23 protein-coding genes are annotated in these 26,673 nt (G+C 75.9%); 17 read left to right on the top strand and 6 right to left on the bottom strand.

What is annotated here, in order from left to right:
• Window positions 1-88 precede the first annotated feature (88 nt).
• From nirB to J5O08_RS05215, 8 genes are all read left to right on the top strand, one after another.
• Window positions 89-2,680, top strand: coding sequence for a nitrite reductase large subunit NirB (nirB, locus tag J5O08_RS05250; protein ID WP_218705806.1), 2,592 nt, complete (start codon window positions 89-91; stop codon window positions 2,678-2,680).
• Window positions 2,677-3,030 (top strand): nitrite reductase small subunit NirD, encoded by a 354-nt coding sequence (nirD, locus tag J5O08_RS05245; protein WP_218705805.1) that lies wholly within the window; start codon window positions 2,677-2,679, stop codon window positions 3,028-3,030. Before nirB ends, nirD begins: the two co-directional genes overlap by 4 nt.
• On the top strand, window positions 3,027-5,066 hold the full coding sequence (gene cobA, locus J5O08_RS05240) for a uroporphyrinogen-III C-methyltransferase (RefSeq protein ID WP_218705804.1): 2,040 nt from the start codon (window positions 3,027-3,029) through the stop codon (window positions 5,064-5,066). The genes nirD and cobA overlap by 4 nt, the downstream gene beginning before the upstream one ends.
• 56 nt (window positions 5,067-5,122) lie before the next feature.
• Window positions 5,123-5,884 carry a metalloregulator ArsR/SmtB family transcription factor gene (locus J5O08_RS05235; protein WP_218705802.1) on the top strand — a complete coding sequence of 254 codons (762 nt, stop codon included), beginning with the start codon at window positions 5,123-5,125 and terminating at the stop codon, window positions 5,882-5,884.
• Between the two features lie 14 nt (window positions 5,885-5,898).
• On the top strand, window positions 5,899-7,047 hold the full coding sequence (locus J5O08_RS05230) for a hypothetical protein (RefSeq protein WP_308281377.1): 1,149 nt from the start codon (window positions 5,899-5,901) through the stop codon (window positions 7,045-7,047).
• Window positions 7,044-9,734: a multicopper oxidase domain-containing protein gene (locus J5O08_RS05225; protein ID WP_218705800.1), complete on the top strand. Its 2,691-nt coding sequence runs from the start codon at window positions 7,044-7,046 to the stop codon at window positions 9,732-9,734. The genes J5O08_RS05230 and J5O08_RS05225 overlap by 4 nt, the downstream gene beginning before the upstream one ends.
• A gap of 86 nt (window positions 9,735-9,820) precedes the next feature.
• Window positions 9,821-10,183 carry a DUF3817 domain-containing protein gene (locus J5O08_RS05220; protein WP_218705798.1) on the top strand — a complete coding sequence of 121 codons (363 nt, stop codon included), beginning with the start codon at window positions 9,821-9,823 and terminating at the stop codon, window positions 10,181-10,183.
• Between the two features lie 60 nt (window positions 10,184-10,243).
• Window positions 10,244-11,890, top strand: coding sequence for an ABC-F family ATP-binding cassette domain-containing protein (locus J5O08_RS05215; protein ID WP_218705796.1), 1,647 nt, complete (start codon window positions 10,244-10,246; stop codon window positions 11,888-11,890).
• 31 nt (window positions 11,891-11,921) lie between these two features.
• Here J5O08_RS05215 and J5O08_RS05210 read toward each other — a convergent pair whose 3' ends face one another.
• Entirely contained in the window at window positions 11,922-12,416 is a 495-nt protein-coding gene (locus J5O08_RS05210; protein WP_218705794.1) for a hypothetical protein, read from the bottom strand.
• Between the two features lie 216 nt (window positions 12,417-12,632).
• Between J5O08_RS05210 and J5O08_RS05205 the strand changes: the two genes are divergently transcribed.
• From J5O08_RS05205 to J5O08_RS05170, 8 genes are all read left to right on the top strand, one after another.
• Entirely contained in the window at window positions 12,633-13,346 is a 714-nt protein-coding gene (locus tag J5O08_RS05205) for a hypothetical protein (protein WP_218705793.1), read from the top strand.
• On the top strand, window positions 13,343-14,248 hold the full coding sequence (locus J5O08_RS05200) for a MurR/RpiR family transcriptional regulator (protein WP_218705791.1): 906 nt from the start codon (window positions 13,343-13,345) through the stop codon (window positions 14,246-14,248). The genes J5O08_RS05205 and J5O08_RS05200 overlap by 4 nt, the downstream gene beginning before the upstream one ends.
• Before the next feature lie 169 nt (window positions 14,249-14,417).
• The gene (locus tag J5O08_RS05195; RefSeq protein ID WP_218705789.1) at window positions 14,418-15,560 is read left to right on the top strand and encodes an ABC transporter ATP-binding protein; all 1,143 of its coding nucleotides are present in this window, start codon (window positions 14,418-14,420) and stop codon (window positions 15,558-15,560) included.
• A gap of 72 nt (window positions 15,561-15,632) precedes the next feature.
• On the top strand, window positions 15,633-16,997 hold the full coding sequence (locus J5O08_RS05190; protein WP_218705788.1) for an extracellular solute-binding protein: 1,365 nt from the start codon (window positions 15,633-15,635) through the stop codon (window positions 16,995-16,997).
• The gene (locus tag J5O08_RS05185; protein ID WP_218705787.1) at window positions 16,994-17,839 is read left to right on the top strand and encodes a tyrosine-protein phosphatase; all 846 of its coding nucleotides are present in this window, start codon (window positions 16,994-16,996) and stop codon (window positions 17,837-17,839) included. Before J5O08_RS05190 ends, J5O08_RS05185 begins: the two co-directional genes overlap by 4 nt.
• Entirely contained in the window at window positions 17,836-18,735 is a 900-nt protein-coding gene (locus tag J5O08_RS05180; RefSeq protein WP_218705786.1) for a phosphodiesterase, read from the top strand. Before J5O08_RS05185 ends, J5O08_RS05180 begins: the two co-directional genes overlap by 4 nt.
• A 120-nt stretch (window positions 18,736-18,855) precedes the next feature.
• Window positions 18,856-19,719, top strand: coding sequence for a sugar ABC transporter permease (locus tag J5O08_RS05175; RefSeq protein WP_308281376.1), 864 nt, complete (start codon window positions 18,856-18,858; stop codon window positions 19,717-19,719).
• A gap of 14 nt (window positions 19,720-19,733) precedes the next feature.
• The gene (locus J5O08_RS05170; RefSeq protein WP_218705784.1) at window positions 19,734-20,666 is read left to right on the top strand and encodes a carbohydrate ABC transporter permease; all 933 of its coding nucleotides are present in this window, start codon (window positions 19,734-19,736) and stop codon (window positions 20,664-20,666) included.
• Between the two features lie 97 nt (window positions 20,667-20,763).
• Here the strand turns inward: J5O08_RS05170 and J5O08_RS21340 are convergent, their stop codons facing one another.
• Window positions 20,764-23,232, bottom strand: a complete 2,469-nt coding sequence (locus J5O08_RS21340; protein WP_218705783.1) for a glycosyl hydrolase 53 family protein — start codon at window positions 23,230-23,232, stop codon at window positions 20,764-20,766.
• Window positions 23,233-23,429: 197 nt separating this feature from the next.
• Window positions 23,430-23,903, bottom strand: coding sequence for an ATP-binding protein (locus tag J5O08_RS05160; RefSeq protein ID WP_217616451.1), 474 nt, complete (start codon window positions 23,901-23,903; stop codon window positions 23,430-23,432).
• Window positions 23,904-24,059: 156 nt separating this feature from the next.
• Here J5O08_RS05160 and J5O08_RS05155 point away from each other — a divergent pair, with 156 nt between their 5' ends.
• Window positions 24,060-24,683 carry a sugar O-acetyltransferase gene (locus J5O08_RS05155; protein WP_218705782.1) on the top strand — a complete coding sequence of 208 codons (624 nt, stop codon included), beginning with the start codon at window positions 24,060-24,062 and terminating at the stop codon, window positions 24,681-24,683.
• A gap of 24 nt (window positions 24,684-24,707) precedes the next feature.
• Here J5O08_RS05155 and J5O08_RS05150 read toward each other — a convergent pair whose 3' ends face one another.
• Genes J5O08_RS05150 through J5O08_RS05140 form a run of 3 tightly spaced genes read right to left on the bottom strand, consistent with a single transcriptional unit; the run spans window position 24,708 to window position 26,456 of the window.
• On the bottom strand, window positions 24,708-25,205 hold the full coding sequence (locus J5O08_RS05150; RefSeq protein WP_218705781.1) for a GNAT family N-acetyltransferase: 498 nt from the start codon (window positions 25,203-25,205) through the stop codon (window positions 24,708-24,710).
• 37 nt (window positions 25,206-25,242) lie between these two features.
• On the bottom strand, window positions 25,243-26,061 hold the full coding sequence (ppk2, locus tag J5O08_RS05145) for a polyphosphate kinase 2 (RefSeq protein WP_217616448.1): 819 nt from the start codon (window positions 26,059-26,061) through the stop codon (window positions 25,243-25,245).
• Window positions 26,058-26,456: a type II toxin-antitoxin system PemK/MazF family toxin gene (locus tag J5O08_RS05140; protein ID WP_218705780.1), complete on the bottom strand. Its 399-nt coding sequence runs from the start codon at window positions 26,454-26,456 to the stop codon at window positions 26,058-26,060. The genes ppk2 and J5O08_RS05140 overlap by 4 nt, the downstream gene beginning before the upstream one ends.
• Between the last annotated feature and the right edge of the window lie 217 nt (window positions 26,457-26,673).

Genomic DNA, 26,673 nt, shown 5'->3' with positions numbered 1-26,673 from the left:
CGCCTCGCAAGCCCCTGACCTGGACGAAGACCCGGGCTTGGGTCGTTCGGCCCATTAGACACGGCTTGGCCCGTCGAAAACTTGCCGCATGCGCAGCGAGGGGACGGCCCGCACGGGTCCGGGACGTGTCGTGGTGGTGGGCGGCGGGATGGTCGCGCACCGGTTCGCGGAGCAGCTCGCCGCGCGGGCCGACGCCGGGGAGTGGCACCTCACGGTGATCGGCGAGGAGCCGCACCTGCCGTACGACCGGGTGCACCTGTCGGAGGTGTTCGCCGGCCGGGCCGACGCGGACCTGGCGCTCGCGCCGGAGGTGTGGGCGGACCCGCGGGTCGACCTGGTGACGGGCGACCCCGTGGTCGCGCTGGACCTGGCCGCGCAGACCGTGACCACCCGCGCCGGACGGGTCGAGCCGTACGACGCGCTCGTGCTGGCCACCGGGTCCCGGGCCTGGGTGCCGCGCACCGAGGGCGTCGACCTGCCGGGCGTGCTCTGCTACCGGACGCTCGGCGACGTCACCGACCTGCGGTCCTGGGTCGCCGACCGCGCCGCCGCGCTGGGCCGTCCGCTGCGGGGCGCCGTCGTCGGCGGCGGCGTCCTCGGCCTGGAGGCCGCCGCGGCGCTGCAGACCCTCGACGTCGCGCCGACGGTCGTCGAGTTCGCCGACCGGCTGATGGCCGTGCAGCTCGACGCGGGCGGCGGCGAGGCGCTGCGCGTCCTGGTGACGGACCTCGGGATGGACGTGCGCACCTCCGCCGCCGCGACCCGGGTGGTCGCGGGGGAGGACGGCCGGGTCGCGGGCCTGGAGCTGTCCACCGGCGAGACGGTGCCCGCCGACGTGGTCGTCTACTCGACGGGGATCCGACCTCGAGACGGCCTGGCCCGGGCGGCCGGGCTCGTGGTCGCCGAGCGCGGCGGCGTCGTGGTCGGGCCCGCCTGCCGCACCTCCGACCCGGCGGTGTGGGCGATCGGCGAGTGCGCGTCGTACGAGGGCGAGTGCGCGGGCCTGGTGGCGCCCGGCAACGCGATGGCCGAAGTCGTCGTCGACCAGCTGTGCGGCGGCGTCAAGGGCTACAGCAAGGCCGCGGACGGGACGAAGCTCAAGGGCGTCGGGGTCGACGCGGCCAGCTTCGGCGACGTGCTCGCGCTCGCGCCGGGCGCGCTCGAGGTCACGTTCGCCGACCCGGTCGCGAAGACGTACCGCAAGCTCGTCGTCTCCGACGACGCCCGGGTGCTGCTGGGCGGCGTGTTCGTCGGCGACATCGAGCTGTACTCCGCGCTGCGCCCGATGCTGGGCCGCCCGCTCGGCGCCGACCCGTCCGCGTTCCTCGCCCCGCAGGGCGGCGGTGCCCCGGTGCAGACCGACGTGCCGGACGACGTGGTGCTGTGCTCCTGCTCCAACGTGTCGGCCGGCACCGTCCGGGCCGCGGTCACCGAGCACGGCTGCACCAGCGTCGCCGAGGTGAAGACCTGCACCCGCGCCGGGACCGTCTGCGGCTCGTGCGTCCCCCTGCTGACCACGGTCGTGAACCGCACGCTGGAGAAGGCCGGCATCGCGGTGTCCTCGGCGATGTGCGAGCACTTCGCGATGTCCCGCGCCGAGCTCTACGCGCTGGTCCGGGCCGAGGGGCTGCGCACGTTCACCGAGGTGGTGGCGGCGCACGGCACCGGCCGGGGCTGCGCGGTCTGCCGCCCGGTGGTCGCGTCGATCCTGTCCTCGCTCGGCATCGGCCACGTGCTGCAGCCGGACCAGGCCCCGCTGCAGGACACCAACGACCACCTGCTCGCGAACCTGCAGAAGGACGGCACCTACTCGGTCGTCCCGCGCATGCCCGGCGGCGAGGTCACGCCCGAGCGGCTGCTCGTGCTGGCGGAGGTCGCCCGCGACTTCGGCCTGTTCACCCGGGTCACCGGCGCGCAGCGGATCGCGATGTTCGGCGCCCGCCAGGACCAGCTGCCGGCGATCTGGCGGCGGCTGGTCGACGCCGGGTTCGAGTCGGGCCAGGCCTACGGCAAGTCGCTGCGGGCGGTGAAGACCTGCGTCGGCCAGGCGTGGTGCCGGTTCGGCGTGCAGGACTCCGCGAGCATGGCGGTCCGCCTGGAGCTCCGGTACCGGGGGCTGCGGTCGCCGCACAAGTTCAAGGTCGGCGTCTCCGGCTGCGCCCGCGAGTGCGCCGAGGCGCGCGGCAAGGACGTGGGCGTCATCGCGACCGAGAAGGGCTGGAACGTCTACGTCGGCGGCAACGGCGGGTTCACGCCGCGGCACGCCGACCTGCTGGCCGAGGACCTGGACGACGACCGGCTGGTCCAGGTGGTCGACCGGTTCCTGGCCCTCTACGTCCGGAGCGCGGACCGGCTGCAGCGCACGGCGCCGTGGGTCGCGGCCTACCCGGGCGGGCTCGAGGAGCTGCGGCGCGTGCTGGTCGAGGACTCGCTCGGCATCGGCGCGGAGCTCGACGCGGAGGTGGAACGGCACGTGTCCGGCTACGTCGACGAGTGGCGCGCCACCCTCGACGACCCGGAGAAGCTGCGCCGGTTCACGCCGTACCTGAACGACCCGGACGCCGCCGACCCCGACCTGGCCTACGTGCCGCAGCGGGGCCAGGCGCGCCCGGCCCGACCCGGCGAGCACGGCCACCACGACCTGCGCGTCGCCCGCACCCTCGAGGAGGCTCCGCTGTGACCAGCGACGTCGTGGCGGACGAGGTCCGCGTCTGCCGGCTGGACGACCTGCTGCCCGAGCGCGGCGCGGGCGCCCTGGTCGGCGAGCACCGGATCGCGGTGTTCCGGCTCGCCGACGACCGGGTGCTGGCCGTGCAGCAGCGGGACCCGTACTCCGGGGCCAACGTGCTGAGCCGCGGCATCGTCGGCGACGTCGGCGGCGCGGCCACGGTCACGTCGCCGATGTTCAAGCAGGTCTGGGACCTGGCGACGGGTGCGTGCCTGGACCCGGTCGGCAAGGAACCGGTGGACCTGCGCACCTACCCGGTGCGGCTGGTGGGCGACGAGGTGCGTGTGGCGGTGACCCCGTGAGCCTGCTGCTGGGCCTGGACCTGACCGACCGCGCGGTGCTCGTGGCCGGCGGCGGGCCGGTGGCGGCGCGCCGGGCCCGGGCCGCGGTCGACGCCGGCGCCGAGGTGCGGGTGGTGGCGCCCGACGTGGTGGACGACCTGGTGGCGCTCACGGCCGGGGGCGCCGTGACCGTGCACCGGCGCCCCGTGGCCGAGGCCGACGTCGCCGACGTGTGGCTCGTGCACGCGTGCACGGGCGACGCCGCCGTGGACGGCGCGCTGGCCCGGTGGGCCGAGGAGCGGCGGGTGTTCTGCGTCGTCGCGTCGGACGCCGGCCGCGGCAGCGCGCGCACCCCGGCGACCGTGACGGCGGCCGGCGTGCACGTCGGCGTGCTGTCGGCGGGGCGGCCCGACCCGGCGCGGGCGGCGGCGGTCCGGGACCACGTGGCGGCCGAGCTGCTGGGCGGCCGTGCGGACCTGCGCCCGTCCCGGCCGACGTCCGGGGGGCCGGACCTGCTGCTGCCGGGCGAGGTCGCCCTGGTCGGCGGCGGCACCGGCGACCCGGCGCTGATGACGGTCCGGTCCCGGACGCTGCTGGCGCAGGCCGACGTGGTCGTGACCGACCGGCTCGGCCCGACGGCCGTGCTCGCCGACCTGCGGGACGACGTGGAGGTGATCGCCGTCGGCAAGGCACCCGGCGTGCACCAGGTCGCGCAGGAGGAGATCAACGCGGTGCTGGTGACGCAGGCGCGCCTCGGCCGCCGGGTCGTCCGGCTCAAGGGCGGGGACCCGTTCCTGTTCGGCCGCGGCGGCGAGGAGGTGCTGGCGTGCCGTGCCGCGGGCGTGCCGGTGCGGGTGGTGCCCGGGGTGACCTCGGCGGTCGCGGCGGCGGAGGTGGCCGGGATCCCCGTGACCCACCGCGGCACGGCGGACCGGGTGCACGTCGTGAACGGGCACGGTGCGCTGACGGAGGTCGACCTCGCGGCGCTGCGGGCGCCGGGCGTCACCGCGGTGGTGCTCATGGGGATGGCGGGCCTGGGCCGGTTGACGGCGCAGGCGCTGGACGCCGGGGTCGACCCCGAGACGCCGGTGGCGGTGGTGCACGCCGCGACGCTCCCCGGCGAGCGGGTGGTGCGCGGACCGCTCTGGGAGGTGGCGGCGCGGTGCGCCGAGCAGGGCGTCGGGTCGCCCGCGGTGGTCGTCGTCGGCGAGGTGACGCGGGAGGGGTTCCTCGAGCCGGGCCACCCCGGGGTCGCGCGGGCGGTGCCGGCACGCCGAGCGCCCGCTGGTGCCGGCGCGGCGGCCGTCCGCGGCGACCGCGCCGGCCGTGCCCGGGCTGGTGCCGGCGTGAGCGGCGCCCCGGTGCTGGTCGCCTGCGCGCACGGGACCAGGAGCGCCGCGGGGCGCGCGGTGGTGCGGGCGCTGGTCGAGGACGTGCGGCGGCTCCGGCCGGGGCTGGACGTGCGCGAGGCCTTCGTCGACGTGCAGGAGCCCGCGGTGGAGGACGTGGTGGGCGAGGCGGCGGGGGCCACCGGGACGCAGGCCGTCCCGGACGGCGTGCCCGCAGTCGTCGTCGCGCCGCTACTGCTGTCCACCGGCGTGCACGTCCGGCACGACATCGGCGCCGCGGTCGCGGACCGGCCCGCGGTGGCCGCCGAACCGCTCGGGCCGGACGACCGGCTGGCGGGGGTCCTGGTCGACCGGCTGGTCGAGGCGGGCGCGACGGTGGACGACGCCGTGGTGCTCGCGGCCGCCGGTTCCAGCGACCCGGCGGCGGTGGTCGCCGTCGGGGCGGTGCTCGACGCGCTGCGGGCCCGCTGGCCCGGGCCGGTGACGGTGGGCTACGGCGCCGCGGCGCGGCCGGACGTCGCCACGGCGGTCGCGGACGCCCGGGCCGCGGGCACCCGGCGCGTCGTGGTCGCGGCGTACCTGCTGGCGCCCGGGCACTTCCACGGCGCGCTCGCGGCGGCGGGCGCGGACGTCGTGACGGCGCCGCTCGCGCCGCACCCGGACCTGGCCCGGATCGTGCTCGACCGGTACGACGCGGCACTGCGCTGACGGCCGTGGCGATCGCGGGGGCCTGCGGGGCGGCCGGAGGGGAGCAGGATGGCCGGGTGACCGTCGACGCCGCGACCCGGCACCGGGCCCTGTCCTCCCCGAGCCGCACCGCGATCCTCGCCGTGCTCCGGGCGGAGGGCGCGGGCCTGGCGGTCGAGCGGGTCGCCGAGCGGGTCGGGCTGCACGTGAACACCACCCGGGAGCACCTGGAGGTCCTGGTCGCCGCGGGCCTGGCGTCCCGGACCGCCGAGGCGCGCGCCACCCGCGGCCGGCCGCGGACGCTGTACGCCGCCCGTGGACCGGCGGAGCCGGACGGGGAGCCGTGGCTCCGCGACCAGCTGAGCCGGGTGCTGCTCGCCGGGTACGGGCGGCCGATCGCCGAGCCCGGGGCCGAGGCCGAGCGGGCGGCGGAGGGGCTGGCGGCGGAGCTGGCCGCCCTCGGGCCGACCCAGCCCGCCGAGCCCGCCCCGCCTGCCGATCCTGCCGCCCCCGTCGCGCCGACCGACCCCACCGGCGCCCGCGACCGGCAGCTCGCCGCGCTGCACGAGCACTTCGCCCGCCTGGGCTTCGACCCCGAGCTCCGCGGCGCGGAGGTGCGGCTGCGCCGCTGCCCGGTGCTCGACCTGGCGCACGAGCGCACCGAGGTCGTGTGCGGGGTGCACCTCGGGCTGGCCCGCGGCGTGCTCGCGCGGGTCGGGGGGCCGGTGCAGGCGGCGGGCATCGTGCCGTTCGCCGGGCCCGGCTACTGCGTCCTCCGGCTCGCGGGCGTCGCCCCCGCACCGGGACCTACGTCCGAGGCCGCACCCCTCCCGGGATAAATACGCTCGATCCCGTGAATAAGCCTCCGCGGGTCGGCCTGCGGCTCACGGTCCTCGTGCCGGCCGGGGTGGCGGTGCTCGCGGGCCTCGACGGTGCGCTGCTGCTGCTCGGCCTGTCCGCGCCGGTGCGCTCCGCCCGCCTCGAGCAGGTGCACGGGCCGCTGATGGTGCTCGGCTTCGTCGGCACCGTGGTCGCGCTGGAGCGGACCGTGGCCGTCGGCGGTCGCCGCGCCCTGCTCGCCCCGGCCTGCCTCGCGGCCGGCGCGCTGCTGCTGCTCGGCCCGGCACCGGTGGTCGCCGGCGCGGTCGCGCTGCTCGGAGGGACCGTCGGGCTGTGCGCGATCTACGCCGTCGTCTGGCGCCGGCAGCCGTCCACCGCGCTCGCGGTGCAGGCCCTCGGAGCCGGGCTGGCGGTCGTCGCCGCCGGGCCGTGGGCGCGCGGCGTCGCGGTGCCGTACCTGGCGCCGGCGCTCGCCGGGTTCCTGGTCCTGACCGTCGCCGGCGAGCGGCTCGAGCTCGGCCGGGTCGGCGGCCTGCCGCGCCGGGCGGAGGACGCGGTGCTGGGCTGCGCGGTCGCCTGGTGGGTCGCCGCCGTCGCCGGTCTGCTGTGGCCCGAGCCGGCGCACGTCGCGCTGGGCGCGGTGCTGCTCGCGCTCGTCGCGGTCCTGCTGCGGCACGACGTCGCCCGCCGGACGGTCCGGGGCGCCGGGCTCCCGCGGTTCATGGCGGTCGCGATGCTCGGTGGGTACGCGTGGCTCGCGGTCGCCGGCGCGATCTGGCTCGCCGCCGGGCGGGTGCTCGCCGGACCCGCGTACGACGCGGTGCTGCACGCGGTGTTCCTCGGGTTCGTGGTGTCGATGCTGATGGCCCACGCACCGGTGGTGCTGCCGGCCGTGGTCCGGCGGCCGCTGCCGTACCGGCCGGTGATGTACGCGCCGCTGGTGCTCCTGCACGTCACGCTCGCGCTGCGGTTGCTGGTGGGCGACGCGCACGGGCAGGCGTGGGCCGTCCGGGCCGGCGGCGTCGGGAACGTGGTGGCGCTGCTGTCGTTCCTGGCGCTCGCGGCCGGGAGCGCGCTCCTCGGCCCGGCCACGCGGGAGCGCGCCGCCAGGCCCGCCCCGGCGGCCGCGACCGCCGCGACGCCCGCGGGGGCGGCGTCGTGAGGCGCGCGGACTGGCACCTGCGCGCGCACGTCCTCGTGCTCGCGTGGGGCGTCGCGGCCGTCGTGGTCGCGCTCGCGCACCGCTGGGCGCCCGCGTCCGGCTGGCTGATGGTGCACCTGCTGCTGCTCGGCGCGGCGAGCACGGCGATCCTCGTCTGGAGCCAGCACTTCGCCGACACCCTGATCCGCCGGGCGGCGCCCCGGCGGGCGCTGCTGGTCCGGCTGGCCGTGCACACCGCCGGCTCGCTGCTCGTCGTGGCGGGCGTGGTCGGGCGGTGGACCCCCGTCGTCGTGCTCGGCGGGACGCTGGTCGCCGGCGTCGCAGTGGACCAGGCGGTGCGGATCGCCCGGCAGGGCCGCGGCGGTCTGCCGACGCGGTTCGGCCACCTGGCCCGGTACTACGTCGCGGCCGGCGCGCTGCTCGTGCCCGGCGTCGCGTGCGGCGTGCTGATGGCGCGGTTCCCGGTCGGCCCTGACCTGCACGGCCGGCTCGCGGTCGCGCACGTGGCGCTGTCCGTGCTCGGCTGGATCGGCGTCACGGTGGCGGGCACGCTCGTCGTGCTGTGGCCGACCGTGCTGCACGTCCGGATCGACGACCCCGCGGAGCGCGCCGCCCGGCGGACGCTGCCGGTGCTGGTGGCCGGGGTGGTCGTGCTCGCCGCGGGGGCACTCGCGGGCGTGCCGGCCGCCGCCGGGCTCGGCGCCGCGGTGGTGGTCGCCGGGATCGGGCTGCTCGCGGTGCCGCTCGCCCGCCTGGTGCGCGGGGCGCGGGTCGGGACGTTCGCGGTGCGGTCGCTCGCCGCCGCGGTGGCGTGGTGGGCCGGGGCGACGGCGGTGCTCGGGGTCCGGGTCGTCGTCGCGCCGTCGTGGGAGGCGGCCGCGGCCGGGCTGTCGGCGCTGACGCCCGCGCTGGTGGTGGGGTTCGCCGCGCAGGTGCTGGTCGGCTCGCTGTCGCAGCTGCTGCCGGTGGTGCTCGGCGGCGGGCCCGCGGTGTCGAAGGAGACCTCGGCGCTGCTGAACCGCGGCGCGGAGGCGCGGTTCGTCCTGCTCAACGGCGCGCTCGCGCTGTTCCTGGCGCCCGTGCCGAGCCTGGTGCGCGTCGGGGTGTCGGTCGTCGGCCTGGGCGCGCTGGTGGCGTTCCTGGTGCTGGCGGCGCGGGCGGTGCTCACCGCTCGCCGGCTCCGCGCCGCCTCGGGTCCGGGTGCGGTGCCGCTGCCCGCGCCGGCTCGCCGCGACGCCGCGGGCGGCCCGGCCGACCCGGTCGCGGGGGCGCGCCGCCGGGGTGGCGCGGGCGTGGCGGTGGCGGGGCTGCTCGGCGTCGTCGTGCTCGGTGTCGGGCTCGACCCGGCCGCGGCGGGGCTCACCTCCGGTGCCGTCGCCGCAGCAGCGGACGGCGCGCCTGTCGCCGCCACCGGCCGCACCACCACCGTCGAGGTCGAGGCCCAGGACATGCGGTTCGTGCCCGACAGGGTCGAGGTGCCCGCGGGCGACCGCCTGGTGATCCGGGTGACCAACGCCGACGCCGCGGTGCACGACCTCGTGCTCGCGAACGGCGCCACCTCCGGGCGGCTCGGCCCGGGGGAGTCGGCGGACGTCGACGCGGGCGTGGTCGGGGCCGACCTGGACGGGTGGTGCTCGGTCGCCGGGCACCGGCTGATGGGGATGACGCTGGACGTGGTGGTCACCGGCGGGGCCGCGGCGGCGGACGGGGCCGACGGCGGCGCCGGCGCGCCGGACCACGCCGCGATGGGCCACGGCGGGACGCCGACGGGCGACGGCGCGTCGTCGGCGGCCGAGGACGTCGACCTGTCCGGCACCGCGGGCACCGCGACCGGCGCCCGCGACGCCGTGCTTCCGCCGCTCGCGGAGACCGGCCCGACGACCCGCCGCGTCACGCTGCGCGTCCAGGAGCAGGAGCAGGAGGTCGCGCCGGGCGTCGTCCAGACGGTGTGGACGTTCGGCGGCACAGCGCCCGGGCCGGTGCTGCACGGCCGGGTCGGCGACACCTTCGTCGTCACGCTCGAGAACGACGGCAGCATCGGGCACTCGGTGGACTTCCACGCCGGCTCGCTCGCGCCCGACGACGTCATGCGCACCATCGCCCCCGGCGAGACGCTGACGTACACGTTCACCGCCACCCGGTCGGGGATCTGGATGTACCACTGCTCGACGATGCCGATGAGCCTGCACATCGCGAACGGCATGGCCGGGGCCGTCGTGATCGAACCCGCGGGGCTGCCCGAGGTCGACCGGCAGTACGTGCTGGTGCAGTCCGAGCTGTACCTCGGGCCGCAGGGCGGGACCGCGGACGAGCAGAAGCTCCGCGACGGTGCCGCGGACCTGGTCGTGTTCAACGGGGTCGCCGACCAGTACCGGCACGACCCGCTGCCGGCGGCGGTCGGCGAGCGGGTGCGGGTCTGGGTCCTCGACACCGGCCCGTCCCGGGCCGGTGCGTTCCACGTCGTCGGCGGGCAGTTCGACTCCGTGTTCCGGGAGGGCGACTACACGCTGCGGGACGGCGGCAGCACCGGGACCGGCGGCGCGCAGGTGCTGGCGCTGCAGCCCGCGGAGGGCGGGTTCGTGGAGCTCACGTTCCCCGAGGCGGGGCACTACCCGTTCGTCTCGCACGTCATGACCGACGCCGAGCGCGGGGCCCGCGGGGTGTTCGAGGTGGCGGCGGCGCCCTGACCGGGGCCCGCCTGCCGTCGCGGGGCCCGCGCCGGGTTACCGTCGTGCGGTCCCCCGTCGACGATCCGCCGCAGGAGCACCGCCGCATGAAGCGAGTCACCCACCCGGACGCCCAGGCGTTCCGGATCGCCGCGTTCCTGGAGGCCGCGACGTGGGCCGGCCTGCTCGTCGGCATGTTCCTCAAGTACGTCACGAAGACCACCGAGGTCGGCGTGCAGGTGTTCGGGCAGGCCCACGGCCTGGTGTTCCTGGCCTACGCGGCGCTGACCCTCGTCGCCGGGATCCGGCTGCGCTGGGGCTGGTGGCCGACGCTGGTGGCGCTCGCGGCCTCGGTGCCGCCGATGTTCACGCTGCTCGCCGAGCGGTGGCTGCACCGGACGGGCCGGCTGGAGGCGCCGGCGGACCGCGGATCCCGGACGGCGGCGGAGAGCGAGCCGGCCGAGCGCTGACCCGCGCCGCCGGGACGGAAAGCGCGTGAGCCCGCCTGGCCGAGGCCCGACAATGGACCCATGAGCGCGACCGTGCAGGCCAAGGGCGTGGGGGCCGCGTTCGGCGACCGCGAGCTGTTCTCCGGCGTCGACCTGGTGGTGGCGCCGGGCGACGTCGTCGGGCTCGTCGGGCCCAACGGCGCGGGCAAGTCGACCCTGCTGCGGATCCTCGCGGGGACCCGCGCGCCCGACGACGGCGCCGTCGCGGTGTCCCCGCCGACGGCGCAGCTCGGCTACCTCGCGCAGGAGATCGAGCGCCGCGCGGACGAGTCGGTGCGGGCGCACCTGGAGCGGCGCACCGGCGTCGGCCCCGCGCAGGCGGCGATGGACGCCGCGGCCGAGCGGCTGGGCGCGGGCGAGCCCGGATCGGACGACGAGTTCGCCGAGGCGCTGGAGCGCTGGATGGGCCTCGGCGGCGCGGACCTGGAGGCCCGCACGGGCTCGGTGCTCGCGGACCTCGGCCTCGACGTCGACCCGGAGCTGCCCATGACCGCCCTGTCCGGCGGCCAGGCGGCGCGCGTCGGCCTCGCGGCGCTGCTGCTGTCCCGGTACGACCTGTACCTGCTGGACGAGCCGACCAACGACCTCGACCTGGAGGGGCTGGCGCTGCTGGAGGACTTCGTGGACCGGTCGACCGCGCCGGTGGTCGTCGTCAGCCACGACCGGGAGTTCCTCAGCCGTACGGTCACGTCGGTCGTCGAGATCGACCGGAGCCTGCAGCGGGTGGCCGTGTACGGCGGCTCGTACGACGCCTACCTGGAGGAGCGGTCCACGGCGCGGCGCCAGGCCCGCGAGGCCTACGAGGACTACGCCGCCCGCCGCGACGCGCTGTCCGCCCGCGCCCGGATGCAGCGCGCGTGGATGGACAAGGGCGTGAAGAACGCCCGGCGCAAGGCGTCCGACAACGACAAGATCGGCCGGAAGTTCCGCGCGGACGCCTCGGAGAAGCAGGCGGCCAAGGCCCGGCAGACCGAGCGGCTGATGGAGCGGCTGGAGGTGGTCGCGGAGCCGCGCAAGGAGTGGCAGCTCCAGATGAGCATCGCCGCCGCGCCCCGGTCCGGGGCCGTGGTCGCGGCGGCGCGGGCGGCGGTCGTGCACCGGGGCGGGTTCACGCTCGGTCCCGTCGACGTGCAGCTCGACTGGCAGGACCGCGTGGCGGTCACCGGACCGAACGGCGCCGGCAAGACCACGCTGCTCGCGCTGCTGCTGGGCCGGCTCGCCCCCGACGAGGGCCGGGTCGACCTCGGGTCCGGTGTGCTCGTCGGCGAGGTCGACCAGGCGCGCGCCGCGTTCGAGGGCGACGCCCCGCTCGCCGACGCGTTCTCCCGGGAGGTCCCGGACTGGACGACCGCCGACGTGCGGACGCTGCTCGCCAAGTTCGGGCTCGGGGGCCACCACGTCCACCGGCCCGCGGCCTCGCTGTCGCCGGGGGAGCGGACCCGCGCGGCCCTCGCGCTCCTCCAGGCCCGCGGGGTCAACCTCCTGGTCCTCGACGAGCCGACCAACCACCTCGACCTCCCGGCGATCGAGCAGCTGGAGCAGGCGCTGGAGTCGTTCGACGGCACGGTGCTGCTCGTGACCCACGACCGGCGGATGCTCGACAGCGTCCGGCTGACCCGGCGGTGGCACGTCGAGGAGGGCCGGGTCACGGAGGTCACGGCGGACTGAGCCGCGGCCGGGCCTGGCGCGGGTGCCGGCGTCAGGTCGTCGCGGACGAGTCGGTCGCCGACGAGCCGTCGTCGGTCGTGCCGGAGTCGGCGCCTCCCGTGCCCTCGTCGGACCCGTTGCCGGACCCGTCGCCCTCGCGACCCGAGGGCGGCTGCGGCATCTCGCCGTCGCCGCTGCCCCCGCCGGGCACCTGACCGCCGGGGCCACCGCCCTCGAAGGTGGGGAACGTCGGGTCGGGCGCCGTGGCCCGGCCGATCGCGAAGCCGCCCCCGCCGCCGACGAGCAGCACGCCCGCGAGCACGAGCGACGCGACCGCCCGTCGGCCGAGGCGGCGGCGCGGCCGCGCGGGCTCCGGCGCCGCGCCGGTCTGCGCGGCGGGAGACGGCGAGGCGGCGGGCTCGGGCGTCGGGGCCGGGGTCGGGGTCGGGGCGGCCGGGGTCGGGGTGGTCGCGTCCGCGAGTGCCGGGGCCACGGTGGGCGCAGGCCCCTCGGCGGCCGGGCGGGTGGTGTCGGGGTTCTGGCTCATGGGGACGACCCTGACGCGCGATCCCGTGCCCTGCGCCGGTCCCCGCTGTGCGGTCGCTGGGCGTACGTCACGGAGCCGGAACGAACGTCCTACGCAGGGACGGTGAGCGTCGGAAGGGTGGGAGCACGACGAAACCCCGGCCGTGTGATCGACTCGCGAACGAGTTACAGGGACGGTTCCGGGGTGTGGGGACCGACCTTACGCGGGGTGGGGGACGTGGACAACGCCGGATCGGTGGACGCCGTGCTCGGCCACCTCGGAGCGGCACGGATGGGGTTGTACCTGGCGGCGGTCGCGCAGGACCGGGAGCGGGCGCTCGACCTCTACCGGTGGAACGCGCGCCTGGCCGCGGCGTTCTTCGTCGACCTGGGCCATCTGGAGGTCGGGCTGCGGAACGGGCTCGACGCGCGGATGTCGGCGCGGCACGCGGCTCTCGGTCGCCCGGCCACCTGGCTCGACGACCCGACCGGAGAGCTCGGGCGGGATCTGTCCGGGGCGCAGCGGCACCGGCGGCCCTACCGCGACCTCGTGGACGCCCGGAGGCGGGTGAGCGTGAACGCCAAGCCGATGACCCACGGGCAGGTCCTCTCGGAGACGTCCCTCGGCCTGTGGCACCAGCTCGTCTCCCGGCGGTGGACGAACCTGTGGCCGGATCTCGCCGACGCGTTCCCGCACGCGCCGGACCGCGCGCGGCAGACGGTCGCGGAGCCGATCGCGGACCTGAGGGAGCTGCGCAACCGCATCGGTCACCACCACCGGATCTGGACGCTGCCGTGCGAGCGGCGGCACGACCAGCTGATGGCTCTCGCCGGCTGGATCAGCCCGGTCTTCCGGGCGTGGGTCGGCGACGGATCTGCCGTGCCCGCGCTGCTCGCGGCGCGCCCGACCGCCCCCGGCGGTTCACCCGCGCGTGGTACGCATGCCCGATGAGCACCACCGCACCCGCCGCCGAGCCGCCCGTCGGCGGCACGGTCGCCCTGATCGCGTCCATCCTCCCGTCGCTGGGGCCGGGGGAGCGGCGCGTCGCGGAGGAGTGCGTGCGGGCGCCGCAGGAGGTGGCGCTGCTGTCGGTGGGCGACCTGGCGGCGCGGACCTCCACGTCGTCGGCGACCGTGGTGCGGGCGTGCCAGACCCTCGGGTTCAAGGGCTTCCAGCACCTGCGGCTCCTGCTGCTCCGCGACGCCGGTGCCGCGCAGGCCGCGGCCGCCGAGCACGCCGCCGACGCCGGCGCGCCGCCCGCGAACCGGGTCGCGGCGCTGTTCGCGCAGGCGGCCGACGAGCTGCGGGACGCGCCCGGGTCGCTCGACGTCGACGAGTTCGAGCGCGCCGCCGAGGCGATCGCCCGGGCGTCGCGGGTGCTGGTCGTCGGGAACGGCGGGTCGGCGCCGGCTGCGCAGATGGTCGCGCTGCGGCTGCTGGTGTCGGGCCGGCCGTGCGAGGCGCCGGTCGACGCGGTGACGCAGCAGCTCACCGGGACGCTGCTGTCGCCGGGCGACGTGTGCCTCGCGGTGAGCGACAGCGGGATGAACGCGGTGACGCTGCACGCCGTCGACGGCGCGGTCGCGGCGGGCGCGACCGTCGTCGGGGTCACCGGGTACGCGAGGTCCCGGCTCGGGCGGGCGGCGGCGCACACGCTGGTCGTCGGGGCGTCGTACGGGTCGTGGGACACCGGCGCCGTGACGGGGAACCTCGCCCAGATCCTGCTGCTGTCGGCGCTCCAGGCCGCGGTGTCCGAGCGGACCGCCGCCTCGGCCGACGCCGGCCGCCGGACCCGCGAGGCCGTCCTCGGGTTGGTCGCGGACGACGACGAGGACGGCACCGCTACGCCCTGACCTGCGAGCTCGCCACCGGGCCGGGGGTGTGGCCCCAGAGTTCCGGCACCGGGGGCCGAGGGTTCGCCTGCTGCACGCCCGCCGTTCACCGGGGGCGCCCATGCTGCGGATGTAACGCCGCTCCGGATCGGAACATCGGAGTGGAAACTCGTTCCATCCCGGAGGACCGATGAGCGCCATCGAGATCCGCGGCCTGGCCCGCCGCTTCGGCAGCACCGTCGCCGTGAACAGCGTCGACCTGACCATCGAGGACGGCGACTTCCTCGTCCTGCTAGGCCCCAGCGGCTGCGGCAAGACGACCCTGCTGCGGATGCTGGCGGGGCTGCTGGAGCCGACCGGCGGCCAGGTGCTGCTGGACGGCCGCGACATCACGCACGAGCCGTCCAAGCGCCGCGACCTGGCGATGGTGTTCCAGAGCTACGCGCTCTACCCGCACCTGTCGGTCGCGAAGAACCTCGCCTTCCCCCTGAAGGTGCGCCGGGTGCCGGCCGCCGAGGTCGCGACCCGGGTCGCCGAGGTCGCGGCCAGCCTGGAGATCGACCACCTGCTGCAGCGCAAGCCCCGCCAGCTGTCCGGCGGCCAGCGCCAGCGCGTCGCGGTCGGCCGCGCCCTCGTCCGCGCCCCGCGCGCGTTCCTCATGGACGAGCCGCTGTCGAACCTCGACGCCAAGCTGCGCACCGCCACCCGCCAGGAGCTGACCGACCTGCACCGCCGCCTCGGCGCCACGTTCGTCTACGTGACGCACGACCAGGTCGAGGCGATGACCATGGCGACCAAGATCGCCGTGCTGAACGCCGGCGACCTCGAGCAGCTGGGGACGCCCGCCGAGGTGTACGACCGGCCGGCGTCGGTGTTCGTCGCGGGCTTCCTCGGCAGCCCCGCGATGAACCTGCTGGACGCGACCCTCACGTCGGACGGCGGGTCCGTCCGCGTGGCGGCGCCCGACGCCGGCGGGGTGCTCTGGCCGGGCACGACGCCGCCGCTCGACGCGGTGCTGGGCGTCCGCCCGGAGCACCTCACGTTCGTCGACCCGACGGCGCCCGCGGGCACCCGCCCGGGCGTCGCGTTCGACGGCGTCGTCGACACCGTCGAGAACCTCGGCAGCGAGCAGGTCGTCTACGTCCGCAGCGGCGGGTCGCGCCTCGCGGTCCGCGCGCCGCGCGAGGTGGTCGTCCGGGTCGGCGAGGCCGCTCGGCTGCACGCGCCCGTCGCGCACACCCACCTGTTCGACCGGGAGACCGGCCGCCGGCTGCAGTGGGTGGCCGACCCGGAGACCGCCCCGGCCGGCGACCCGGCCCTCGCGGCCGCCTGACGACGACCCCCGATCCGCCTCACCCCCTGCACCCCCACCCCCCCGCACCCCACCCGAACGCAGGAGACCCCCATGCGTACCTCCACCCGCACGCGCGCGCTGGCCCTGGCCGGCGTGACGGCGCTCGCGCTGACCGGCTGCGCCACCGCCGGCACGACGACCGCCGCGAGCACCTCGGACGTGATCCCGGAGCTCGACCCCGACCAGCAGGTCGAGATCGTGTTCGAGAGCTACAACCTGCTCCAGGCCGGCGCCTGGACGGACACGATCGAGGGCCTGGTCGCCGACTTCGAGGCCGAGCACCCGAACATCACGGTCAAGGCCCAGCCGACGCAGACCACCGGCGCCGCCGGCAGCAACACGGTCGGCTCCGTCCAGACCCAGATGCTCGCGGGCAACCCGCCGGACGTCGCGCAGCTGACCTTCGACACCCTCGACTTCGCGGTCACCGAGCTCGGCGCGCAGCCCGTCGAGCAGCTGGTCGGGTCGGACGCGGTCGACGAGGCGCTCGGCGGCGAGCACCCGATGCACGAGCGCGCGGCCACCCTCGGCGACTGGGACGGCGAGCTCTACGGCATGCCCTACGTGTTCTCGACGCCGGTGCTGTTCTACAACGCCTCGGCGCTGGAGGCCGCGGGCCTGCCCGCCGACGTCGACCTGTCGACCTGGGACGCCGTCGAGGAGGCCGCCGCCGCGGTCACCGCGCAGACCGGGAAGCCGTCGCTGACGATCTCGTGCGCCGTCAAGGGCGGCTCCTGGTGCATGCAGGGCATGATCCGGTCCGCCGGCGGCCGGGTGCTCAGCGAGGACCGCAGCACGATCGAGTTCGGCGAGGACGGCGCGGTCGCGGCGGTGCAGGAGCTCCGCGACCTGTTCGACACGGGCGTGCTCGCGAACGAGGACTCGACCGCGCAGTACGAGTCGTTCGCCCGCGGCGACACCGTGTTCCAGCTGAACACCTCTGCGCTGCAGTCGACCTTCATGGCCGCCGCCGACGCCGGCGGCTGGACGCTCGCGAACACCGGGATGCCGGCGTTCGGCGACCAGCAGGTCGTGCCGACCAACTCCGGCTCGGCGCTCTTCATGTTCAGCCAGGACCCGGCCAAGCAGCGGGCCTCCTGGGAGTTCATGCAGTTCATGACGAGCGACCACGCGTACGAGAAGATCTCGACCGGGATCGGCTACCTCCCGCTGCGCACCTCGCTCACCGAGGAGGGCGGCGCGCTGCACGAGTGGACGCAGTCCAACCCGCTCGTGCAGCCGAACCTCGACCAGCTCGACGACCTGGAGCCGTGGGTCTCCTACCCGGGTGACTCCTACGTCCAGGTGGACGACCTGCTGGCGACCGCGATCGAGGACTCGGTCTTCTACGGCGAGGACCCGGCCGCGACGATGGCCGACGCCCAGGAGCGCGCGCAGGGGCTGATCGCCGAGTGAGCGCCACCGACTCCCTGCCCGGCACCGAGCGCCTGATCGCGCTCGAGGGCACGCACAACCTGCGGGACACGGGCGGCTACCCGGTCCTCGGTGCGGACGGCGCGGTCGTCGGCCGCACCCGGTGGGGCGCGCTGCTCCGCTCGGACGCGCTGCACCGGCTGACCGAGGGCGACCTCGCGGCGCTGGCCGGCCGCGGCGTCCGGCTCGTGGTCGACCTGCGGGACGAGCGCGAGCTGCTGGCGGCGCCGAGCCGGCTCGACGGCCTGGACGTCGAGGTCGCGCACCTGCCGGTGTTCGCGGACGCGGCGCCCGCCGCCCTGCTGACCGGCCGGATCGACCTGGCCACGCTGTACGACGCCATGGTGGACGACCGCGGCGACGCCCTGACCCGGGCGGTCGCCGCGCTGGCCCGGGCCGGCGAGGGCGCGTCGATCGTGCACTGCACGGCCGGCAAGGACCGCACCGGCCTGGTCGTCGCGCTCGCGCTGCGGGCGGTCGGCGTCCCGGCCGAGGTGGTCGCCGCCGACTACGCCCGGAGCGCCGAGCACCTGGCGGGCGACTGGGCCCGGGAGGCGCTGGCGGCCGCGTCGTCGCTCGGCGTGGTCGGCGAGCTGCCGCCGGGCGTCGTCGAGATCGTCACGGCCAGCCCCGCCCCGGTGCTGACCGCCCTGCTCGCCCGGGTCGAGGCGGAGCACGGCTCCGCGGCGGCCTACCTCGCGGCCCACGGGCTGACGGACGACGACCTGGCGGCGCTCCGCGCCCGGCTGGTCGAGCCCGTCGCGGCACCCGCGGACGCGGCCCCCGGCACCATCCCGACACCTGCGACGGAGGACCCCCGATGAGCGCGCTGCACAGCCAGCACGGCCTGCCCGACCACACCATCCTGCACATCAGCGACACCCACTTCGTCGCCGACGGCGAGAAGCTGCACGAGGTCGTCGACTCCGACGCCAACCTCGCCCTCATGCTGGAGGGCCTCGCGAGGTCGGGCGCCCGCCCGGAGGCGATCGTGTTCACCGGCGACCTCGCGGACACCGGCCGCCCGGACGCCTACGCCCGGCTCCGCGCCATGGTCGAGCCGGCCGCGGCCGCCGTCGGGGCCGAGGTCATCTGGGTCATGGGCAACCACGACGAGCGGGGCGCGTTCCGCGCCGGGCTGCTCGACCAGGAGGGCACCGGCTCCGTCGACCGGGTGCACGACGTCGACGGGCTGCGGATCGTCGTGCTCGACTCGACCGTCCCCGGGCAGCACTACGGCGCGATCGACGACGACCAGCTCGACTGGCTGCGCGACGTGCTCGCCACCCCGGCGCCGCACGGCACGCTGCTCGCCCTGCACCACCCGCCGGTGCCCAGCCCGCTCGGGCTGATCGCGCTGGTGGAGCTCCGCGACCAGGACCGGCTCGCCGAGGTCGTCCGTGGCACCGACGTGCGCGGCATCCTCGGCGGCCACCTGCACTACTCGACCGCCTCGACGTTCGCCGGGGTGCCGGTGTCCGTCGCCTCGGCCACCTGCTACACGCAGGACCTGCAGGTGCGGTACCCGGCCGCCCGCGGCCAGGACGGCGCGCAGGCGTACAACCTGGTGCACGTCTACGGCGACCGCGTCGTGCACTCCGTGGTGCCGATCGGCCAGTTCCCGACGGTCTACGAGATGTCGGCCGAGCAGCTCGACGCGTTCCTCGCGATGTCCGAGGACCAGCAGCTCGCGGCCATCGCCGCGTCGGTGGAGGACTGACCCACCGTGTTCGTCCCCCTCGACCCCCCGGCCGCGGCCGGGTCGGCTGCTCCGGCGGAGGAGGCCGCGGGACCCGTCCCCGCTGCTTCCTCCGCCGGTCGGCGGGCCGCCCGGAGGCTGGTGCCGTACCTGTACCTGCTGCCGGCCGTCGTGCTGCTGGTGGTGTGGGTCTACAAGCCGCTCGTCGAGACGTTCCGGCTGTCCGTCTACGACTGGAACCTGGTCCCGACCTCGCCGATGACGTTCGTCGGCGCGCAGAACTACGCCGACGTCCTCGCGCTGCCCGAGCTGCACGCGGCGCTGCGGAACACGCTGCTCTACACCGGCGCGTTCCTGGTGTTCTCGGTGGTGCTGCCGCTGGTGTTCGCCCTGGTCGCGCGCCGGGTGACAGGCCGGGCCCGGACCGTCTACCAGGCGCTGATCTTCGTCCCGTACCTCATCACCCCGGTCGCCACGAGCGCCGTGTGGCGCTGGCTGTTCGCGGAGGAGGGCGGCGCGCTCACCGAGACGCTGCGCTCCGCCGGGATCGAGATCGGCAACGTGTTCCGCGACCCGTCGACGGTCATCTGGGCGGTCATCGTGATCGTCGGCTGGCAGATGCTCGGGTTCGGCGTGCTCGTCGTGTCGGCCGGCCTGGCGGGGATCAACCCCGACTACGCGTCGGCCGCGTCGATGGACGGCGCGGGCGCCGGGACGATCACCTGGCGGATCACGCTGCCGCTGCTGTCGCCGACGCTCGTGTTCCTGGCGCTCATGACCATCCTGCTGTCGGCCCAGTGGACCTACCCGGTGATCGACATCCTCACGCAGGGCGGGCCCGGCACGGCCTCCACGAACATCTACTACCTGCTCTACCAGTTCGGGTTCCGGAACTTCGACGCCGGGCTGTCCGCCGCCGCCGGGACGATCTTCTTCGTCGGGTTCGGTCTCGTCGCGGCCGTGTTCGTCGAGCTGTCCGAGCGCCTGAGCTTCTACGACAACTGAGGGAGGGGACCGTCATGGCCTTCGTCGTCCTGCCCGCGCCCGCGGGCCGCGCGCCCGCCGCGGGGGTGCCCGTAGTCGCGGGTGGCCCCACCGCCGCGCCCGCGTCCACGTCCGCCGCCTCCGACCGGCCCCGCGGGCTCGCCCGTCTCGCCGGCCTGTCCGGCGCGCACCTGCTGCTCGCCGTGCTCGCGGTGGTCAGCGTGTTCCCGGTCTACTGGATGTTCGCCACGGCGCTGCGCGCACCGGAGGACGCCCTGTCGCAGAACCCCGTGGTCTGGCCGATCAGCCTGGACAACCTGCGGTACGTCTGGGACGCCATCCCGCTCGGGTCGATGCTGCTCAACACGTTCGGCATGTCGCTCGTGCTGGCCGTCGCGCAGCTGCTGGTCGCGATCCTGGCGGCCTACGGGTTCGCGCGGTGGTCGTTCCCGGGCCGCAAGCTCCTGTTCCTGCTGTTCGTCGGATCCTGGCTGGTGCCGTTCCAGGTCACGATGATCCCGAACTACCTGCTGGTGTCGCAGCTCGGGCTGCTCGACACCGTCGCCGGCGTGGTGGTGCCGAACCTGTGCTCGGCGTTCGCGGTCATGCTCATGCGGCAGCACATGCAGGCCTTCCCGTCCGACCTGCTGGACGCCGCGCAGATGGACGGCCGGTCGTCGTGGGGCACGCTGTGGCGGGTCGTGGTGCCGAACATGCGGCCGGCGCTCGCGGCGCTGTCGATCATGCTGTTCATCTCGGCGTGGAACGAGTACCTGTGGCCGTCGCTGGTGCTGCGGTCGACGGACCAGCTGGTGCAGGTCGGCATCCGGTCGTTCCTGGGCGCCGAGGGCAACAACTGGGGCGCCGTCATGGCGGCGTCCGGCCTGGCGTGCGTGCCGATCCTGCTGATCTACCTGTTCCTGCAGCGGTACGTCGTGGACGCGTTCGTCCGCTCGGGCCTGAAGTAGCCGCGGGCCGCAGCACCCGACCTACCCCTTCCGGCCCCGCCCACGACGATCGTCGTGGGCGGGGCCGGAAGGCGTAGGCGGCGGCACAGGCCCGGGCTCAGGCCGCGCGCGTCCCGCGGCCGCGGTGCCGGCGCGCGAGCACCAGGGTCGCGCCCGCCGCGAGCAGCAGGGCCGACAGCAGCGCCGCACCGGCCGGGTCGGCGCCCGTGGCCGCCAGCGAGCCGTCGCCCAGGACGACGATCCGCACCTGCGCGAGCACCGCGCCGTCGAGCGACCGGACCTGGACGTGGTGCACGCCCGGCGTCAGGTCGGTCGGCAGCGTGACCGTCGCGGTGACCGAGCCGTCCGTGACCGCGGCGCGGGCCAGGGCGCGGTAGGTGCTGGCGACGCCGATCTCGACCTCGCCGACCGTCAGACCGCTCGCGGTCACCGTGACCGGGTCGCCAGGGCGGAGGGTCCGGTCGCTGACGGTCGCGGTCGGACCCGTGATGGCGCCCGGGGTGGTGCCGGGGGTCGTCGTGCCCGTGCCCGGCGACGGCGTGGTGCCCGGGTCGGGGCCCGGGTCGGTCCCCGGGTCGCCGGGGTCGGTGCCCGGGGTGCCCGGGTCCGTTCCCGGGTCCGCCGGCTGCTGCGCGTCCCGCACCAGCCGCACCTCGTCGACCGTGCCCCACGCCTCGCCCGACAGCGTCGCGGTGACCGACACGGCCGCCACCCCGTCCGCCCCGACCGCGACCGGCACCGAGGGTGTCGACCAGGCCTTCCAGCCGGTGAGCGCGAACGGCGCGGAGGTCGACCCCGCGGCGGTCGCGGCGCCGAGCAGCAGCTGGTCGCCGGCCGAGGTGCCGCCGCCCTGCCCGGTCGCCGTCAGCGTGTACGCCCCGGGCTCGAGCCCGGTGACCTGCTGGGTGAGCGTGAAGCCGAACGCGGCGGCGTCCCAGAACGACAGCGCCCGCGCGCCCGCTGCGGCGTCCCCGGTCGCGGTGATCTGCGCCCCCGACCCGGTGAGCGTCCACATCGACGTGTCGGCGTCCTCGAACCCCGGGTTCTGCACGTGGTTCACGGCCTCGACGACGACCGTCGCGGTCGCGGCGACGCCCGCCGCGGTGACGCCCGGCACCGGGTACGTCCCCGCTCCGCCGATCGCCGCCAGCGCCGTGGCGTCCCAGGTGACCGCCTGGGCCTCGACCGTCCCGTCGTTGTACGTGACCTGGACCGTCGGCGGCAGGACCACCGGCGCGCCGTCGGTCACCGTGACCCGCACCTGCTCGACGGACGACACCGCCCGGGGTGCGGTCGCGCCGGTCCGGACGTACGAGAACACCCGCAGCGACTCGAGCGCGGTGCCGTCGTCGGCGAACAGCGCCTGGTTGTCCCAGGCGGAGCCGCCGTAGTACTGCCCGGCGTCGTCGGGGTCGTACTCGCCCGCGTACGAGGAGGCCCAGCCCGAGCCGTGCGCCTCCCACAGGGCCTTGTTGGCGTCGAGCGCCGACGGCGGGCCGACCGGCGTCCACGCGGGCTCCCAGTAGAAGACGCCGATGCCCGCGTCGCCGACGGCCGCGACCGCCGCGACGACGTCGCGCACCGCCGTGGCCTGGCCCTGCACCGAGATCGGGTACTGGTGAGTCGTCGTGTCGGCGGTGATGACGTTCGGGTGCCCGTCGCCGTCGTCCAGCGTCCGGGCCCACGACGTCTCGGCCACCATGACCTGCTTGTCGTAGTCGTCGGCGGCCTGCTTCAGCACCGACGTGAGGTTGCTCAGGGAGCCGTGCCAGTACGGGTAGTACGAGCTCGCGAACACGTCGTAGTCCACGCCCCGGGCGTCCAGCGCCGCGGCAGCGGTGGCGTACCGGCCGGCCGTCTCGGGGTTGGTGAGGTGCACCGCGACCAGCGCGTCCGGCAGCACCGCGCGCACCGCGGAGCTGCCCGCCGAGAACAGCTGCGCCATGCCGTCCCACCCGCTCACGCCGGCGACCGCGTTGTTCGTCTCGTTGCCGACCTGCACCATGCCGACGTCCACGCCCGCGTCCCGGAACTCGGTGAGCGCCGCGGCGGTCCAGTCGTGCAGCGCCACCGCCTTGTCGTCGACGGACAAGCCCTCCCAGGCCTTGGGCACGTGCTGCTTGGCCGGGTCCGCCCAGAAGTCGGAGTAGTGGAAGTCGACCAGCACCCGCAGGCCGTGCGCGGTGGCGCGCTCGCCGATCTCGACGGCGCGCGCCACGTCGACGGTGCCGCCGCCGTAGCCCCGGCCCTGAGCGTCGTACGGGTCGTTCCAGACGCGGACCCGCACGTAGTTGACGCCGGAGTCGGCGAGCACCTCGAACAGGTCGGTCGGCACGCCGTCGGCGTCCCGGTACACGACGCCGCTGGCCTCCTGGGACAGCACGGACGACACGTCCACGCCGGTGATGAAGTCCTCGGCCAGGCCGTCGACCTTCGCCACGACGACGCCGGCGTCGACCGGTCCGTCGTCGGGTGGGGCCGCGGCGGCGGGTGGGGCGGTGGTCAGCAGCGCGGCCACGGCGGCGAGCGCCGCCAGCCGTCCGGTGGCTCGGGGGAGTGCGTGCACGGGCGGTCCCTCTCCGTGATCGTCGTCGTTCGCGGGGTGCGGCGACTGTAAACGATCACAGCCCGAGGAGACCAGGACTGTGCGGTTCTTGAGGCGCGAACTGCGTCAGCGCGGGGTACGAAGCTGTGATCGTGCACAGTCGCGAGACGACGAACGTCCCGGGGCGGCCGCGGCCGGTGGCCCCGGGGGCGCGGGTGTCAGCGCTGGGCGGGGAAGATGGCCCAGACGTGCTTCGTCTTGTCGGTGGTGTACCAGCCGACCTCCTGCGACAGCCGGTGCGCGATCAGCAGGCCGAAGCCGCCCGCGCCGGAGGGGCGCTCGCCGGCGATCACCGGCGTGGTGTCCAGGTCCGCGTCGCAGACGTCCAGGAGGTAGTCGAGGTCGTCCGCCAGCAGCGAGAGCACCGTCGGCGGTCGGCCGTGCTGGAGCGCGTTGGTCGCGAGCTCCGAGGCCACGAGCACCATGTTCTCCGGCACCCGGCCGAGCACGTCCTGCGGGGCCGCATGCGGGGCGGTGATCTCCTCGAGCAGCTCGCGGCGCACCCGCGACAGGTCGGTCACCGAGTCCAGGCTCCACGAGCGCACGGGCCGGAACCTCTCCGGGGGGCGGGACGACACGATGCCGGCGTCCTCCTGCGGCCGCGCGGCCGCCTCGTCAGCAGAGTGCGCCACGGTGTCCTCCATGGTCGGTGCGGGTCGGGGCCGGACTTGACGTTAGGTGGCCCTTCCCGGTGTCGCCACCGGAGCGCGGCGACCCCTGGTCGCGGGCACGGCAGGATGGTGCGCGCCGCCCGGCACGCGGGTGGCGACGCCGACGAAGGGGTGGCGATGGACGACCGCGAGCGCGAGGTGCGGCGCCGCATGGCCGCGCACGAGCCGTACACCGACTACGGGCCGGGGCTGGAGGGCCTCGAGGAGGAGCGCACCCGCGGCAAGGAGCTCGTGCACGAGTTCAACGCCTCGCACCCGCGGGACGTCGAGGGCCGGGACAGGACCCTGCGGGAGCTGTTCGGCTCGATGGGCGCGCGGGTGTGGGTCGAGCCGCCGCTCCGCGTCATGTACGGCAGCCGGGTGCACCTCGGCGACGACGTGTACGTGAACGTCGGCCTGACGCTGGTCGACGACGTCGAGGTGCACGTCGGCAGCCGGGTCATGGTCGCGCCGAACGTCACCGTCATCACCACCGGCCACCCGGTGCACCCGGACCTGCGCCGGGACGGCACGCAGTTCTCGGCGCCGGTGCGGATCGAGGACGACGTGTGGATCGGTGCCGGGGCGACGATCCTGCCGGGCGTGACGGTCGGCGAGGGCTCGGTCGTCGCCGCGGGTGCGGTCGTCACGGGGAACGTGCCGCCGCGCACCGTCGTCGGGGGCGTCCCGGCGCGGGTCCTCCGGGAGATCACGGACGCGGACCTCGAGTTCCGCTACCGCCCGCCGCGCGACCTCACCTGAGGCGGGGACCGGCCGCCGTGCGCCTCAGCGCCCGGCGGCCAGGTCCAGCGTCATGAACGTCGAGGCGGCGCTCGGCTCGTAGGCGGCGAACGGCTCGCACTCCGCGAAGCCCGCCCGGGCGTAGAGCGCGCGGGCGGCGGCGAAGTGCTCGTCGCTGCCGGTCTCCAGGCTGACCCGCGCGTAGCCCCGGTCGACCGCGAGGCCCACCAGGTGCGCGAGCAGCGAGCCCGCGACGCCCCGGCGGCGGGCCGCCTCCGCGGTGTGCATGGACTTGATCTCGCCGTGCCCGGGGGCGATCTCGGCGAGCGCCCCCACGCCCAGCAGGGCCCCGGCGGCCCCGTCGCGCGCGCTGACGAACGTGACGTGCGGCGCCGTGAGCGCGGCCACGTCGAGGGCGTGCACGTCCCCCGGGGCGCTCTGGGCGTGCATGAGCTCCAGGTGCCGGGTGAGCAGGGCGTGCACGTCGGGCGAGCGGGGGTCGTCGGGGGCGATCGCGGGCAGGGCCGCCGGGGTCGTGGTCATCGGGCGGGACGCTACCCCCGGCGCGGGGCGGCGCGGGTCAGGCGTCCGCCTCCGGGTCGCCGGTCAGCCGCGCGGCGTGGTCCGGCACCGAGGTGAACAGCTCGCGCGGCGGCCGCTGGTAGTCGTCGGCGGGCGGCCGCTTGGGCAGCTTCACCTTCGGGTGCTTCACCTCGCGGTACGGGATCGTCGAGAGCAGGTGGGCAATCATGTTGAGCCGGGCGTTCCGCTTGATGTCCGACTCCACGACGTACCAGGGGCTGTCCGGGGTGTCGGTGTGCGCGAACATCTCGTCCTTCGCGCGCGAGTAGTCCTCCCAGCGCGCGATCGACTCCAGGTCCATCGGGCTCAGCTTCCACCGCCGGACCGGGTCGTCCAGCCGCGAGCGGAACCGCCGGAGCTGCTCCTTGTCCGACACCGAGAACCAGTACTTGCGGAGCAGGACGCCGTCGTCGATGAGCATCCGCTCGAACACCGGCGCCTGCTGCAGGAACCGCGCGTGCTCCTCCGGGGTGCAGAACCCCATGACCTTCTCGACGCCGGCGCGGTTGTACCAGGACCGGTCGAACAGCACGATCTCCCCGCCCGCGGGCAGGTGCGCGGCGTACCGCTGGAAGTACCACTCGGTGCGCTCGCGCTCCGTGGGCGCCGGCAGCGCGGCGATGCGCGCGACGCGGGGGCTGAGGTACTCGGAGATCCGCTTGATCGTGCCGCCCTTGCCGGCCGCGTCCCGGCCCTCGAAGACGACGGCCACTCGGGTCCCCGTCGAGCGCACCCACTCCTGGAGGGTGACGAGCTCGGACTGCAGGCGGAACAGCTCGGCCTCGTACACGTCCTTGGGCACCTTCGGCGTCGTCATCCCCGGACGGTACGCCCCTGACCTGCCCGGGCGGGAGGGGTCGACAGCGCGAGGTGGACGAGGAGCGCCTCGTCCAGGGCTGCGACCTGCTCCGGGGTCAGGGACCCGAGCCGGTCGCCGAACCGCGACACGTCGACCGCGCGGATCTGCTCGGCCTGCGCCTTGGAGTCGGCGGCGAGGCCGTTGCGGCGCTCGGCCGGGACGAGCACCTGGAACGCCAGGACCCGCGCGGTGTTCGACGTCAGCGGCACGACGGTGACCACCCCGCGCCCGGTGCGCTCGGACGCCTTGTTGCGGCCGTCTCCCGAGACGATCACCGCTGGTCTGGTGCGCTTGTCCGCCTCCGCGCCGACCACCGGGTCGAAGTCGATCGTCCAGATCTCGCCCCGCCTCATGCGTCGCGCCCGAGTCCGTCACCCGAGGTCAGGTCCCAGGCCGCCGCGTCCTCGGAGCCGTACCACTGCTCGTCCGCCTCGAGGTACTGGTGTGACTTTCTCCGGTGAGTGGCGGCGGTCTTCAGCCGCTCAGGGGCACGGTTAGTTGACTCCGATGACGAGGGTGCTGGCGGCGGCTTCGACGACGTCGTTGGTGATGGTCTGCAGCTCGTTGATC

The organism is Cellulomonas sp. PS-H5 (genome assembly GCF_019265565.1).
In the GTDB taxonomy this organism is placed as follows: domain Bacteria; phylum Actinomycetota; class Actinomycetes; order Actinomycetales; family Cellulomonadaceae; genus Cellulomonas.
The sequence above is the reverse complement of the archived record's forward strand: the minus strand, read 5'-3'. Positions and strand labels throughout refer to the sequence as shown.